General features: G+C 45.1%; 15 protein-coding genes. 1 reads left to right on the top strand and 14 read right to left on the bottom strand.

Annotated elements, in window-relative coordinates; all coding sequences use genetic code 11:
- Entirely contained in the window at positions 1-1,719 is a 1,719-nt protein-coding gene (locus NP165_RS19425; RefSeq protein ID WP_257086112.1) for a hypothetical protein, read from the bottom strand.
- A 1,090-nt stretch (positions 1,720-2,809) separates the two neighbouring features.
- Here NP165_RS19425 and NP165_RS19420 point away from each other — a divergent pair.
- Complete coding sequence (locus tag NP165_RS19420; protein WP_257086111.1) at positions 2,810-3,775, top strand: M23 family metallopeptidase; 966 nt, start codon at positions 2,810-2,812, stop codon at positions 3,773-3,775.
- A 104-nt stretch (positions 3,776-3,879) separates the two neighbouring features.
- Here the strand turns inward: NP165_RS19420 and NP165_RS19415 are convergent, their stop codons facing one another.
- From NP165_RS19415 to paaA, 13 genes are all read right to left on the bottom strand, one after another.
- Positions 3,880-4,473, bottom strand: a complete 594-nt coding sequence (locus tag NP165_RS19415; RefSeq protein ID WP_257086110.1) for a DapH/DapD/GlmU-related protein — start codon at positions 4,471-4,473, stop codon at positions 3,880-3,882.
- A gap of 26 nt (positions 4,474-4,499) precedes the next feature.
- Positions 4,500-5,423, bottom strand: a complete 924-nt coding sequence (locus NP165_RS19410; RefSeq protein ID WP_257086109.1) for a PaaX family transcriptional regulator — start codon at positions 5,421-5,423, stop codon at positions 4,500-4,502.
- A gap of 142 nt (positions 5,424-5,565) precedes the next feature.
- Positions 5,566-6,867 carry a phenylacetate--CoA ligase PaaK gene (gene paaK, locus NP165_RS19405; RefSeq protein ID WP_257086108.1) on the bottom strand — a complete coding sequence of 434 codons (1,302 nt, stop codon included), beginning with the start codon at positions 6,865-6,867 and terminating at the stop codon, positions 5,566-5,568.
- Positions 6,868-6,939: 72 nt separating this feature from the next.
- Positions 6,940-8,145 carry a 3-oxoadipyl-CoA thiolase gene (gene pcaF / locus NP165_RS19400; RefSeq protein WP_257086107.1) on the bottom strand — a complete coding sequence of 402 codons (1,206 nt, stop codon included), beginning with the start codon at positions 8,143-8,145 and terminating at the stop codon, positions 6,940-6,942.
- Positions 8,146-8,625: a hydroxyphenylacetyl-CoA thioesterase PaaI gene (gene paaI / locus NP165_RS19395; protein ID WP_257086106.1), complete on the bottom strand. Its 480-nt coding sequence runs from the start codon at positions 8,623-8,625 to the stop codon at positions 8,146-8,148.
- Entirely contained in the window at positions 8,622-10,130 is a 1,509-nt protein-coding gene (locus NP165_RS19390; RefSeq protein WP_257086105.1) for a 3-hydroxyacyl-CoA dehydrogenase, read from the bottom strand. Before NP165_RS19390 ends, paaI begins: the two co-directional genes overlap by 4 nt.
- Positions 10,131-10,132: 2 nt before the next feature.
- Positions 10,133-10,921, bottom strand: coding sequence for a 2-(1,2-epoxy-1,2-dihydrophenyl)acetyl-CoA isomerase PaaG (gene paaG / locus NP165_RS19385; RefSeq protein ID WP_257086104.1), 789 nt, complete (start codon positions 10,919-10,921; stop codon positions 10,133-10,135).
- Positions 10,922-10,924: 3 nt separating this feature from the next.
- Entirely contained in the window at positions 10,925-11,713 is a 789-nt protein-coding gene (locus tag NP165_RS19380; protein WP_257086103.1) for an enoyl-CoA hydratase-related protein, read from the bottom strand.
- 8 nt (positions 11,714-11,721) lie between these two features.
- Positions 11,722-12,777 (bottom strand): 1,2-phenylacetyl-CoA epoxidase subunit PaaE, encoded by a 1,056-nt coding sequence (gene paaE / locus NP165_RS19375; protein ID WP_257086102.1) that lies wholly within the window; start codon positions 12,775-12,777, stop codon positions 11,722-11,724.
- Positions 12,778-12,791: 14 nt separating this feature from the next.
- On the bottom strand, positions 12,792-13,298 hold the full coding sequence (gene paaD / locus NP165_RS19370) for a 1,2-phenylacetyl-CoA epoxidase subunit PaaD (RefSeq protein ID WP_257086101.1): 507 nt from the start codon (positions 13,296-13,298) through the stop codon (positions 12,792-12,794).
- Positions 13,299-13,307: 9 nt separating this feature from the next.
- Complete coding sequence (gene paaC, locus NP165_RS19365; protein WP_257086100.1) at positions 13,308-14,066, bottom strand: 1,2-phenylacetyl-CoA epoxidase subunit PaaC; 759 nt, start codon at positions 14,064-14,066, stop codon at positions 13,308-13,310.
- A gap of 10 nt (positions 14,067-14,076) precedes the next feature.
- Complete coding sequence (gene paaB, locus NP165_RS19360; RefSeq protein ID WP_257086099.1) at positions 14,077-14,364, bottom strand: 1,2-phenylacetyl-CoA epoxidase subunit PaaB; 288 nt, start codon at positions 14,362-14,364, stop codon at positions 14,077-14,079.
- Between the two features lie 40 nt (positions 14,365-14,404).
- The gene (paaA, locus tag NP165_RS19355) at positions 14,405-15,334 is read right to left on the bottom strand and encodes a 1,2-phenylacetyl-CoA epoxidase subunit PaaA (RefSeq protein WP_257086097.1); all 930 of its coding nucleotides are present in this window, start codon (positions 15,332-15,334) and stop codon (positions 14,405-14,407) included.
- Between the last annotated feature and the right edge of the window lie 4 nt (positions 15,335-15,338).

Here is a 15,338-nt window from a genome sequence, read left to right as displayed (position 1 = left end):
TTATAATAGTTCCGTTAGTTCAATGTCTTGATAAATTACTGACATTAATACCGTTTTATCTGAGTTATGAGATCGGCAATGACGAGTTAGATTGACTCGCTTTACTTCTGGTAGCCAACCACTAAACACGACTTCTTTACGGTACTGATCCACAAACTCAGCCTCGCGCAAAAAAATCTTTTGACTCCATGTTTCATCAACACACGTCAGTTGAAAAAAATCATCAGGTTGATCGCACTGAGGGTTGCTTTTATAGGTAATTACGATGCCTTCACTTGGTGAGTTAACAACAGCGGCAGCAACGCCTTGCTCTTTTTGGCTGACGACATTGTAATCTGATTTGATTGGCGCTTGAGTATCAAGATTCGGCACCGAAATCACAGGTTCGGAGCTCGCATCAAAGTTGTGAGCCGAAGAATAATTACTGAGGTTAACTTTAACCGCTTTTTCGTTATTCCCGCTCTTTAACTCATTGAGTTGCTGAGAATTGAGCTGAACCCGAGAATAATAAAGGGCAACATCACTTTGTACGCTACCGTTTATTTTGTATGGAAGCCAAATATGAGGCAAAGGAACACCAAGTGGCTCTCTGTTTGTTTTACTTCCAGCCTTAAATGGACTCAATTCGGTTTGAAGTAATTCTGTGTATGTTTCGCCTTCGTTAGGCCAATCTGAGACCACTATCTCGACTTCTTCGGCAGTAAGCCCAAAAACACGGGCGCAAGCGTATTCATCCAACACACCCTCGTAGACCTTTTTACCGTCTTGGTACAACTGAAACGCCTCCCCTGAAAGAAACGCTTCTGAATCTTCATCATATAAGCTGATATCGACCGATCTTTGAGGCAAGGATTTAGTGCTTTGATAGAGAGATAGATCGACATCAGAAAAGCGTCCGTCGTTCTGAATTTGAATTTCTCGCCAAACTTCTGATTGCCAAACGACATAAACGTAACCGCGATCAATAGATACATACCCTGAATCACCTTTATGAACCGGAACCACCGGCACCAACACATTATCCCACTCATCCATCTGAGTTTCTTTATCAACGGGCTGCATGTCTTCTGCGAGTTTAAGCAGGATTGGCTGAGGCTGGTCAGTGCAAGGGATTTTGATGTAGAGCGTTTTGCCTTCAGCTTCGAGATCTTTGAACGTGGCGAGGCTGCGGTGTTTGTTCTCGGCATCCGCTTTTCCTACGGTGATCTTCTCTTTCTGCGCCTCGGTTTTACCCAGCATCAAGCATGCGGCATTGCTTGACCACTGCCCTGCGAATTCCACAACAATTTTATTTTCCGGGGTTGGCTCATAATGCACGTGATTATAGCTGCGCACTAAAGGAACATCATCGGTGACTTGCTGATAACCCGCTTTATGGACCTTAGTTTCTTTGGATGTAGACAAAATATCGATGCGCGCTTTTAATCGAGGAAATGCCTTAAGTTGCGCGTCACTTAAAGGCGTTTTGCGCGAGAACGAAGAAACTCCAACCCAATTCGCTTTTGCCAATTCTGATTTCACGGCCATAAGCAAGCTGCTGGTTGATTTCTTGGCCGAAATCGATATCTGCTGGGCTAACTCTTTAGGAAGGTTTCGTATGATATCTTCTGAATTTCGAAAACGCGAAAACTGCCCTATACACTCATCAGGCGTAAGAACATAAGGTAGCTCGTTGGAGGTTAGCTTCGAGCTAATTATAAATTTGCAAACTACGTGCATTTGATTTCTCCACAACCAACATCGTTAATATAGTTGCGGTGACAATTAAGCTGATAAGGCTTACAAGTACGATTTGGTGGTCGCATGCTACTCAGTTAATGCATTTTTTTCAATGAAAGTTACATTCCATCTAAGCCGACATAATTACTAATCATTTAGTCTATTTAACCACAAGAATAGTCGTTATATTCACCAAAATGTTGTTATTTATACTCATGCAATCCGATAACCGTTCAAATTATCTATGTAAAAAATGATAAATTTGGGTAGAAGTTAACAATATTGACCGTTAGAGCGCTTGCAACCTAGCTTATATATAATTAACGATATGTAGTGTTATGAACTAGATAACCTCCCCAGCAGCAAACTCTACTTTGTTTAAGGGTTCACTGCTGAAGAAGTGCGAATAAAAAGGTGAGTGTGTATTACACCCACAAAAAAGTAACTGCTCGCAAGCGATGCTAGGCTAAATTTCGCTCCGTCACTAGCTACAAAACGTTAGGCAGAACACACTACCTAATGCAGAACTCTATACTTACTGTATAGCGACGGGGCAAGTATATAATATCAGTCCATATTCACAACGTGACACATTCACCACGACAAAGTAAATATTGCGCGCACATTCACCCATCCCGCACCTAAAACAAAATTAGAGCTAGGTATTCTAGTTATTTCACCTTCCATAATGAAGATAGAGCTACCTCTAAATTTTTTAAAAAAGTCAATTCGTTTGGCACAAGTCACAACAGCATCGCAAAATAAATTGAATTTATTGTTAGATAACTTTTTTAAGGCAGCTATAACAGCTATGAGCGATTAACCTGGATAAGAACTGAACACATTGAATACTATCAATTCGTTTACATCATTACTGTAGAAAGGTTCTTCCAACCCGACAAAATAACCACTAAAATGGTTGTTAGAACTAATTTTCCGTTCTAATTCCAGACACATGCATACCTTACATTAAGGTTATTAATTATTTTCCTAGTAAATTGAAAGGTTTTACATTTAATGGCGTGTAGAACTTTCTTTTAAATATTATACTTACGAACAATTTTTATCTTATACATACCATTCTGATTTAATGACAAGCATAGCGTTAAAACAGCATACTCCGATCGTAGCCATCCCCCTTGCTATCATTTTGCTTGTGATCATCGCTATAAACTCAATACCTCACCTTCTAACAGTAGACGAGAGCCCCCCATCCGTTGAAGCCCCCTCAGTGGCGTATAGTGATATCGAACAAATCTACCAAAGTCATTTTAGAAGAAATGCAATAACGACGGGCAACATAGATTATTCGTTTGTTGCGTCCCTGATGAACTCTGGCCTGTCTCAAAGGGAGATTAAACCTTTATTAAGCCTTATCGAAAGTCGCTTCGATATTATTGGTGATGTCAGCAACGGCGACAAATTCTCTGCAAAAACTCAGTTCAACAAGAATAATGAAAGATACATCAGTGCTTTTTACTATTCAGGCAAGAATAAAGACTTTTTTGTAATGAATGATGGTAATCGTCACGCCTATGACCAATACGGCGTCAAGTTAACCCGAAAGCCATATTTTGACTCGCCATTGGATGTAGAAGCCGTTGTAAGTTCGTCTTTTGATCTAAAACGAAAGCACCCTGTAACACACCTTGTCGTCCCGCACTTTGGGACAGACTTTGCAATACCGGTAGGGACCGATATTCGTAGTATTGCTGATGGCGTGGTTGAGAAGTCTCGCTACAACCGTTTTGCTGGCCACTATATAAACATTCGTCACAGCAACGGGACACTGTCCAGATACCTGCACCTTTCAAAACGTCATGTTCGCGTGGGAGAACGAGTAACCAAAGGACAAATCATAGGTAAATCCGGAAATAGCGGAAGAACAACAGGGCCGCATCTTCATATTGAGCTCCTGGTCGACGGAACTCCGGTCGATTATGAACAATATGTGCAAGAAGACGCTTCACCTATTGTAAACCCGAGGATGTTAGTCGCGGCACACTTAGAACACACCGCACTTGTGAAAGCTCTTGATGCGCCAGCGTCTCTTTAAATTCGTCACGGTTCAATATAAGTAGATAAGAATTTGGTGCTGTTGTAATCTGGCCGCCGCTAGATCGAACTTATCAATAACATACCCGGTTCGCATTCCTACCGCTAGGTAGCTTTAGGAACGTGCGTCAACTCCCAAGATAGTTTAGGTCTATTGGCTTCCACTTCGCTTAGAGGCTCGACAAGTTTGAGTTCTTTAATACAGCGTTCTGCTAAGCGATGATACATCTGCGTACCACGCTCTTTCCATTTAAGTTCATCATCCGATACCTCTCTTTTTCGTTCTGCCGGACTACCTAAAATCATACTTCTTGGAGGGTAGTCACTCCTGGCTTTTACAAAGCTATTCGCGCCAATAATGGATTCCTTTCCTATTCGAGTAAGATCCATAACAACAGCATTCATCCCTACTAAGGTATTTTCACCAATACAGCAACCGTGGATGATCGCTCCGTGCCCGACATGAACATTTTGTTCGAGAATGGTTTCTTTGCCGGGAAAGCCATGCATTACGCAGTTGTCTTGAACGTTAGCGCCTTTTTTCACGATTAGGCGACCAAAATCCCCACGCAATACCGCAAGAGGTCCTATATAAACATTTTCCTCGATGATGACATCACCTATGATTTCAGCGCTCGGATGAACGAACGCCGAAGGGTGAATAACGGGAATAACATCAGCAAATTGATAGATGGGCATTGTACTTCCTTGTCACAAAGCTCACTCTAGCTTAGGCCACCAAAACGAATGTAATAGTTGGGTGACGGTACAGACAGCTTTCCATTTGGTGTTTCGCTGCTATCCATTACATATTTCAATGCCTTAGCGTGAACTTTTCGATAGATATTAATGGTTAATTGCTCAGCGTCTTTTCGTGGCCAGTCTTCTGGTAGAAGCTCTACTGGTAAGTCAGGGTCTTTAACAATGATTCGGCGATAAAAGTGAATAACCAGCAGTCTCATCTTAAACGCATCTTCCTCAGTAATCGCGTCATCTTCCATGCCTTCTAATATTTTCCAAGCAGGATGGAATAAGTCGATAAACAGCTGATAATCGTCTGCTATACGCTCAATATCCCAAGATTGTCGAACCATATTTCTTAATGCGTCTTCGCTTTCAGAATACAACTCGGCCTGTTGAAATATCTTGGCGCTAGAGATGGTTCTCGTAATCTCTTGCTTAATTTCTGGCGTCAATTGCTGGAGATCGGGTTGAACGAAAAAGTCCTTGTCGAACAAACCAAACCCTTTATGTTGCAGGTATCTGACCTTGTTTTTACTGCTATTTGTCGGACCAAGTGACGTATGAATAATGTTCCAACGTTTGCTCCACGCCACTTTCTCTGAATGGTAAATTTTCTTGTTGGCGTTGAGCATGTCATTGTATCTGGCAGGATCCAGATAATAGTAACTCTTACGGCCCACTTTATTGACCGTCAACCACTCATCTTTGTGCAGACGAAATACAGACGAACGAACAACGCGTTGATTCAAGCCCAGTGTTTCCATCGCTTGAATCAGGTTGCCCAACCAAATTCCACCACCACACGTCCACAAATAGTCACCAAAATAGGACACAATCAACGAGGTACCACTGATTGACTGATGACCGGAAATTTTTTCAAAAAATGAATGTAAATCTTGGTTCAAAATAGCTCCATGTCTGGCTTCTAACTTATGTCTAATCATTAAAAGCCAATCCGTTACCCTAAATAGTCTTTGTATTATTCATAATTAGGGCAGTTATGCCACTCTCGAATACAACCTTTACCGAGAGTGGCATACCGAACAGTTATTCTTTAGGACGTAAATCTCTCACACGCACCGCTTTCCCATCAGATCGAGGGATGCCATTTACTGGGAGCAAATCAATTGTGGTAGAGATCCCAATCATCGACTTGATTTGATGTTGCAGACGTTTGGTAATCATCTCACTTTGGTCCAGATAAACGTTGTCTTTTGCTTCGAGCAATACAACCAAATGATCGAGGTTACCTTTACGAATCACTTCGAGTTGGTAATGTGGGCTCAGCTCTTCAATTTGCAGAATCTGCTCTTCAATTTGCGATGGGAATACGTTGACTCCACGGATGATCAACATGTCATCACTTCGGCCGGTAATTTTGTCCATACGGCGCATCGTACGTGCGGTACCCGGCAACAAACGAGTCAGGTCACGAGTTCGGTATCGAATGATCGGTAACGCTTCTTTCGTCAACGATGTGAAGACAAGTTCTCCATGCTCTCCGTCAGGCATCACGTTACCTGTAACAGGGTCAATGATTTCAGGATAGAAGTGATCTTCCCAGATAGTTGGACCATCTTTGGTTTCCGCACACTCCATAGCAACACCCGGCCCCATGACTTCAGACAGTCCATAGATGTCGAGAGCAACAATGCCTAAGCGTCTTTCTATCTCTTTGCGCATCTCGTTTGACCAAGGCTCAGCACCGAAAATGCCCACTTTAAGGGAACAACCCGATGCATCACCACCATAGTGCTCTTCTAACTTATCCAGCAAGTTAAGGCAGTAAGATGGTGTCACCATGATAATGGTTGGTTTAAAGTCTTCAATCAGTTGAACTTGTTTCTCTGTTTGTCCGCCAGACATCGGAATAACCGCAGCACCGAGGCGCTCTGCACCATAGTGCGCACCTAAGCCACCAGTAAACAATCCGTAGCCGTAAGATATGTGGATAAGATCTTTCGCACTACCACCCGCAGCACGAATCGAACGAGCAACAATGTTGGCCCATGTATCGATGTCATTTTGCGTATAACCGACAACTGTTGGTTGCCCTGTTGTACCGGATGAGGCATGGATACGAGCCACATCTTCCATCGGTACCGCAAAAGAGTTAAATGGATAATTATCTCGTAGATCTTGTTTGGTGGTGTATGGAAATTTATTGATGTCTTCTAGACATTTGAAGTCTGATGGATGCACCCCCGCTTCATCAAACTTCTTAGTGTACATTGGTGAGTTCTTATAAGCATGTTCAAGCGTCCACTTCATACGTCTGAATTGGAGTTCTCTTAACTCCTCTACAGAAGCGGTCTCAATCGCGTCCAGCGTATTTGAATACTTATTCATGTGTCCTTCTCCTAGTAAATCCTTTTGTTTCTTATTCGGCTGTTAATCCCGTCTGTTGTATTTGTTTTAATTTCAGACGTTTTCGATGATCATCGCGATCCCTTGCCCTACGCCGACACACATACAGCACAAAGCATATTTTCCATTTCTACGTTTTAGCTCATTAGTCGCGGCCATTACGATTCGAGCTCCGCTCATGCCTAACGGATGACCCAACGCAATAGCACCGCCATTCGGGTTTACGTGCTCGGCATCATCTGCGACACCTAGCTCACGTAACACGGCTAGCGCTTGTGATGCGAATGCTTCGTTAAGTTCGATAACATCCATATCATTAATTGATAGCCCTGTCATTTCTAGTACTTTTTTCGCTGCTGGCGCTGGTCCGACACCCATAATAGCAGGCTCTACGCCAACTGTTGCTGTTGCCAGTATTTTCGCTTTAGGCGTTAGCCCATACTGCTTAACGGCATCGTCACTAGCGATCAGTACAGCAGCAGCGCCATCATTCACGCCAGAAGAGTTTCCTGCCGTTACCGAACCGTCTTGCGCGAATGGTGTTTTGAGTGCAGCGAGCTGCTCCAGAGTTGTTTGCGGACGAGGGTGCTCATCTTCAGCAATAACAACAGGTTCACCTTTACGCTGAGGAATAGATACCGGAACAATCTCTTGTGCAAGCACCCCTTTCTCTTTTGCTTGCTGCGTTCTCTGTTGGCTACGCAATGCAAACGTATCTTGATCTTCGCGGCTGATCTGGAAGCGCTCCGCAACGTTTTCTGCGGTCTCTGGCATTGAATCTGTACCATACTGATTTTGCAGTGCCGGGTTAATGAAACGCCAACCGATGGTGGTATCAAACATCTGACCGTTTCTATCAAATGCAGAAGTTGGCTTGCTCACCACATATGGAGCGCGAGACATAGATTCGACGCCACCAGCGACCATCAACTTCGCTTCGCCAGCTTTGATAGTACGTGCTGCATGACTGATTGCGTCCATGCCGGAACCACACAGGCGGTTGATTGTTGTGCCAGAGACTTCGATCGGCATCCCTGCCAGCAATAGTGACATCCGAGCCACGTCGCGGTTATCTTCACCCGCTTGGTTAGCACAGCCTAAAATCACATCATCAATCGCCGACCAGTCTAAATCTGGATGGCGTTCCATTAATGCTTTGAGAGGGATAGCGCCCAGATCATCCGCTCGAACGCTTGAAAGTGCGCCACCGAATCGACCGATTGGGGTTCTGACGCCATCACAAATATATGCATTAGTCACTTAACTGTCCTCCTTTACTAGCTTTGTGCCAATTCGGTGAGATTTCCCACGAAACAGCGCTATCAACTTTTGGTCCTGATTGACGATTTCGATGTCGTAAGTACCGGTTACTTTTCCTTGAGATTTCACATTCGCAACCGCCGTTAACAGGTCATTTTCAAAAGCCGGGCGAATGTATTCAATGCTGCATCCAGATGCCACAGCCGCTAAGTTTTCACTGTTACAAGCACAAGCAAATGCGGTATCAGCCAGAGTGAATAACATACCTCCATGACAAGTGCTGTGACCATTGAGCATGGATTGAGTCACTCGCATCGTGATTTTTGCCATTCCTTTGGCAACGTCTACAACCTCCATTCCCATTGATTTAGTGCAGGTGTCATTTTCTAACATCGCTGCAACAGCCTTCTCTGCCACCACTTTTTCGTGGGCTGCTTCATTCAAGTGTTCTGAAAGTTGCGTTGTATTGGCGACTATCATGCTTTAACTCCTTTAGCTTTAATTGCGAATTTGCGAAGCAATGGCGATGGGCGATACCTTTCTTCACAGTAGAAGGCTTGTAAATGAGTAAGTGTGTCTAGTACGCGTTGCCAGCCAAGGTGTTCACCTTGCTCGATTGGGCCAAGTGGATAGTTAACGCCACTCTTCATTGCAACATCGACGTCAGCTAGAGACGCACCTTGCTGATTGACCAAATCCAGTGCTTCATTGATCAGCATTACCCAAGTGCGCCAAAGAATCAGACCAGGGTAATCATCCAGCACTAATACCTGTTTGCCTTTTGATTGAAAGTAAGCAATCACAGCTGCAGTTTGTTGTGCTGAATTCTGCAATGCAGGGGCAATCGCGATAATATCGCTCACTCCGTAATCTTGGCAGTAATCAAAGACCACTACAGGGCGCTGTAGCTGTTCAGATAACTCTGACGCTGTTACGCCTTGAGTTGGTGTAACGATGATGTCGTTTACACACAGCTGTGGCGCACCTTCCTGGCTGTTTGTGTTGGGCAATTGAGTCAGTTCAACAAAGCTTGGGGCTGCACTCCAATCGCCTTGGAGGGATACCGACAAGTGGTCTGACAGAACACATTTCTGGGCGAAGTTAACACTTGGCTTCTCTGCCGAAGCGTCATAACAATAGAAGCCGCGACCCGATTTACGCCCTAAGAAACCTGCCTCGACAAGCTCTTTCTGCGTCAAGGATGGAGTAAAGCGTTTGTCTTGGTAATACGCATCATAAACACTTTTAGTCACCGCATAATTAACATCGTGACCAATCAGATCCATAAGCTCGAAAGGCCCCATATTGAACTGACCTGCTTGAGTGATGATATGGTCAATATCCTGGACCTCGGCCACACCGCACTCCAAAGCACGCAGACCTTCTGCATAAAACGGTCTTGCTACTCGGTTTACAATAAAGCCCGGAAGCGAGCGAGTGATCACCGCGTGTTTACCACATGATTCTGCCCAAGCTTTCGCTGCCTCAGTAACAGCGGGAGACGTCGCGATTCCGCGTACCACTTCAACTAACTTCATCAACGGTGCTGGATTAAAGAAGTGCAACCCAACGAAGCGTTCCGGTTTCGCCAGCGTACTGGCAATCGATGTCACCGAAATCGACGACGTGTTCGTAGAAAGCAGACAATCTTCTCGACAAATTGATTCGAGATCTCTGAATAAGCTTTGTTTGATTGCAAGATCTTCAACAATCGCTTCAATAACCAGATCTGCGGTCGCGACATCTTGCAAAGCGTCCGAGCAGTGCATTGCATCTAACAACGTCTCTTTAGCACTTAGTGACATTTTTCCGTTCACAACACGCTTTTCTAAACGCGCCGCGATAACCGACTTGGCTTGCTCTGCTTTACCCTGTTCCAAATCGAACAGAACCACTTGGTATCCAGATTGAGCGGCAACCTGAGCAATACCGGCTCCCATAGTGCCTGCACCGATAACCGCTACGGTTTTAATCACAAACTCCATGATTACTTCCCTTTAAACTCAGGTGCACGCTTATCGAAAAATGCAGCGATGCCTTCACGGTAATCGTCTGTTCTACCAGCAAGTCGCTGAAGGTCTTTTTCTAAGTCCAGCTGAACTTCTAAGCTGTTTTCACTAGAATGATTCAGCGCGTGTTTGATAAAACCTAATCCTTTCGTTGGCTGCGTTGCGAGATGGTTAGCCACTGACATCGCTGTTTCGATGAGTTCTTCGTCTTCAACGCATTGCCAGATCATGCCCCACTCTTGCGCCTGACTTGCGCTTACTTTGTCGCCTAGCAACATTAGGGCTTTCGCTCGCGCAGAACCCACTAAGCGTGGCAGTGTCCAGGTGCCTCCCGAATCTGGCACTAGACCGATCTTGCAAAATGCCTGAATAAAACTTGCTGATTTCGCAGCAAATACGATGTCACACGCGAATGCGATATTGGCACCTGCGCCCGCAGCCACACCATTGACTGCAGCAATGACTGGTTTTGGCATTGATGAAATTTGTTTGATCAAAGGGTTGTAGTATTTCTCGATACTCTCGCCAAGATCCGGCATTTCTGCGCCGCTATTTACGTTGCGATCGTTAAGGTCTTGCCCTGCACAAAACCCTCGCCCAGTGCCGGTTAGCAGTACTGCGCGCACTGAATCATCAGTTTCCGCTAGCTTTAACGCTTGCTTAAGCGCTTTGTGCATATCTGGGTTGAAGCTATTCAGTTGCTTAGGACGGTTAAGCGTAATGACTGCTACACCGGCTTCAACCTGAAATAAAATTGACTCTTCCATTGATTACTTCCCTTTAAATGTCGCTTTTCTTTTATCCAGAAAAGCTTGGATTCCTTCCGCTCGGTCTTGAGTTTCCGCAAGCAGACTGAATAGCTGTCTTTCCATCATCAGTCCTTGACTCAATGTGCCATTTGATACTGATTTTAATGACGTTTTAGCGGCACGAACGGCTAAAGGAGCATGCTGGGCAATACTTGTTGCTATCTCTTGTGCTTTATTGAGCGTGTTTTGTGACATCGTGATTTCACTGATTAAACCAGCGTTAAGCGCTCTTTCTGCTGAGATTGGCTTTCCGGTCAGCACCATTTGGTTCGCAAGAGATTTTCCGATAGTACGAGCCAGTCGTTGTGTGCCACCAGCACCTGGCATTAAGCCCAAGGTGATTTCTGGCAGACCAAACAGCGTACCTTCTCCCGCGACGACGACATCGCAAAGCAAGACCATTTCTAACCCCGCCCCCAACGCGTAACCATTTACCGCCGCAATCAGAGGCTTTTCAAACAGGTCAATACGTTGCCAAAGTTTCGGTCTCGGATTTAGCCAAGTCTCTATTGAATGCTGACTCGACATCTCGTTTAAATCTGCCCCTGCCGCAAACATCGTTTCGCCGCCGTAAAGCACCACCGACTTAATGGAAGTGTCCTCTGACGCCTCTTCCAGTAACTCCGCTAAGTGCTTCAGTACGTCATTGCTTAACGCATTGCGCTTCTGTGGACGATTCAACGTGATGGTTAACACTCCCTGATGAGAGATGTCGTACATCAGATCCTGATAATCGGTTTCTAATGCCATGCTACCCTCTACACATCAAAGTCGATTTCAATTTCGCTGGTTGTCGGAACGGCTTGGCAACTCAGAACGTAACCATCTTCAACTTGATCGGCTTCTAGGCTGTAGTTGGTGCCCATTTCTACCTGACCAGATTTGACTTTACAGATACACGTCGCACACACACCACCTTTACATGCATAAGGAAGGTCTACACCCTGACGAAGTGCCGCATCCAGCAAGCTGTCATCTTGTGAGGTCATATCAATCTTCATGATGCGACCATCACGCTTAAGCGTCACTTGAGTATTTTCTGACTGGTTAGCTGGTTTTGCTTTAGACTTTGTTGCGGTGTTAAATCGCTCTACATGGTAGTTTTCTTCGCTCAATCCGCCTTCCACCAACGCGGTGTAGCAAGATTCCAAAATTTCTTCCGGGCCACAGACATAACACGCGTCAAAGTCACTCCAGTTAAACAAGTTGCTACCGAGTTCGCGTAATTTGTCGCCGTCCAAGCGACCATTCCATAACTCGACTTCGTTGGTTTCACGCGAGAAGAAGTAACTAACGTGTAAACGATGTGGATAGCGGTTTTTCAAGCTCAGTAACTGATTGCGAAACATCATGCTATTTACATTACGATTGCCGTACAACAAGGTGAATGTGCTGTTATCTTCCTGCTCTAGTGCCGTTTTAAGCATGGAGAGAATTGGAGTAATACCCGATCCGACTGCGATACCTAAGTAGTTAACTTTACGCTCTGGGCTTGATGTAAAACCAAAGTGACCTTGTGGAGTCATTACCTCAAGTTCATCGCCTACCTTAATTTCGTTGACGGCAAAGTTTGAAAAACGACCTTCTGAAATGGCCTTGATACCAACTTGAAGGCTGTTTTCGCTCGGTGCAGAGGATATTGAGTAACAACGTCTCAACTCTTCACCGTTAATGTTCGATTTGATAGTGAGGTGCTGACCAGGGTGAAAATGAAACTGATCGGCAAGGTTTTGCGGTACGTCAAAATGCAGTACCACAGAATCTGGTGTTTCCTTGTCTGCACGAGCGACTTTCAATGGGTAAAAATCTGTCATAATAATCCCTTACTTTATATGCACTTGAAGTAATCAAATGGTTCCAAACACGTATTACATCGAAAGTGTGCTTTACAAGCTGTAGAACCAAATTCACTTACCATTTTTGTATCAACACTGCCACAATGAGGGCATTCAGGCTGTGCGTTGATGGCGGTGTGCATACACGCTTTTCTGTCTGGTGGCGCGATTCCGTATTCACGTAACTTTTGTTTGCTCGACTCTTGAATCCAGTCTGTTGTCCATGCTGGATCAAGTTGTACTTCAACTTTGACATCCTCGTACCCTTCCGTATTCATGGCTTCTCGGATATCGTTCATCAACATTTCTGTCGCCGGGCAACCGGAGTATGTCGGGGTGAACTTCACCACCCATGCCCCCCCAATTTTGGCAATATGGCGAACCATGCCCAACTCACCAATCGAAATAACCGGAATTTCAGGGTCTGGAATCGAGCTGACCAACTGCCAAATGCGGTGCGTTTCTGGATCAGAAAGCGAATCGAGTGTTTGATTAATCATCAGCACGCCCTACCATTGTTGGTTTGGATAAGTCCGTTGCATGTACTGAAGTTCCGCCAAAATGAAACCTAGATGTTCACTGTGTTTACCGGATTTACCGCCTTGCAGAAAATACTTAGATTCAGGCATCGATAGCGTTGCTTTCTCTAGCGTTGCATTGACATTGCGTTGCCACTGCGCTTTTAGTTCAGAGACATCAACAATAACGTTCTGCTTTGCAAGCACGATCTCTTCTTCACTTGGCTCAAACATCTCGTCGGTGTAACGCCATAACTCGTTCAGTGCAGTTTGAACTTTTTTATGGCTCAACTCGGTACCACCACCTAAACGTTCAATCCAACCTGAGCTGTATCTCAGGTGGTAAGCCACCTCTTTCAGGGATTTCTTAGCAATAGCCGCCAGCTGTTCATCAGCACTGTTTGCTAGTTCTTGAAGAAGCAGCGCATGGTAGCTGTCAAAAAGGAACTGACGCACAATCGAGATATCGAACCCTTCATTTGGACGTTCTGCCAACAGTAGGTTTTTATATTCGCGCTCTTCGCGTAGATAAGCGTAGTCATCTTCAGTTTTCTGGTTGCCTTCAAGCTCAGCGGCATATTGGTAAAGGTTACGAGCCTCACCAAGCAGATCTAAACCAATATTTGCCAGTGCGATGTCAATCTCTAGTTCCGGGGCGATACCACACCACTCAGATAAACGATGGCTGAGAATAAGGTTGGTGTCTGCCAGTTGAAGTAAGTAGTTTACTTTTGTTTGTTGCTCACTCATGACTCATCCCCTACATATGCTTGATGTCAGCAGGAATGGTGTAATGACTGGCGTGGCGATAAACTTTATCTTCAGCCGGGTCAAAAAACGGGCCTTGCTCGCTCGATTGAGATGCTGTGATTTGGTTAGATTCAACAACCCAGATAGAACAACCCTCACTACGGCGTGTATAGAGATCGCGAGCGGCTTCAATCGCCATTTGACCATCAGCTGCGCGGACACTGCCTACGTGCTTGTGATCCAAACCTTGTTTGCTTCGAACGAATACCTCGTACAGCGGCCAGTTAAATGAACTCATATTGATTCTCCTTAATCTGTTTCAATTCTTGTTGGCGCGACTAGGCTGCGCATTCCATCTGTTTTTTTGAGTAAGCAACAGCGGCTTCACGAACCCATGCACCCGCTTCCCAGGCATCACGTTTGTCTTTCAAACGCTCATGGTTGCAAATGCCGTGTCCATGAATCACTTGGTTAAACTCGTCCCAGTTGATCTCACCAAACTCATAGTGACCGGTTTCTTCGTTCCACTTCAGGTCTGGGTCTGGGATCGTCATACCCAGCGCAAGGACTTGATGAACCGTGTTATCAACGAACTTCTGACGTAAATCATCGTTGCTGACGCGCTTTATTTTCCAAGCCATGCTTTTCGCTGAGTTTGGAGATTCACTGTCGTTCGGACCAAACATCATTAACGCAGGCCACCACCAACGGTTGATAGAGTCTTGAAGCATGGCTTTCTGATCTTCACTACCATCGGCAAGCGCTCGACAAGCCTCATAACCCTGGCGCTGGTGGAAACTCTCTTCTTTGCAGATTCGAACCATAGCGCGTGCATAAGGCCCATAAGAAGTACGGCACAACGCCACCTGGTTAACGATCGCTGCACCATCAACAAGCCAACCAACCACACCGACATCAGCCCAGCTCAGGGTTGGGTAGTTAAAGATGGATGAGTACTTCATCTCACCAGTCAGCATTTTTTCGTACAGGTCGTGACGTTCACCACCTAAGGTTTCCGCCGCGCTGTACAGATACAGACCGTGGCCAGCTTCGTCTTGAATTTTTGCAAGCAATACCGCTTTACGACGCAATGATGGCGCACGTGTTAACCAGTTAGCTTCTGGCAGCATTCCTACCACCTCTGAATGAGCATGCTGACCTATCTGACGTACCAGTGTTTTACGGTATCCATCAGGCATCCAGTCTTTAGGTTCGACTGCGATCTCTTGTTCGATTTTTCGCTCGAATGACGTTTGCTCCGAAGACATCCTC

Origin of the sequence: Vibrio japonicus, assembly GCF_024582835.1 — a bacterium.
In the GTDB taxonomy this organism is placed as follows: Bacteria; Pseudomonadota; Gammaproteobacteria; order Enterobacterales; family Vibrionaceae; genus Vibrio; species Vibrio japonicus.
The sequence above is the reverse complement of the archived record's forward strand: the minus strand, read 5'-3'. Positions and strand labels throughout refer to the sequence as shown.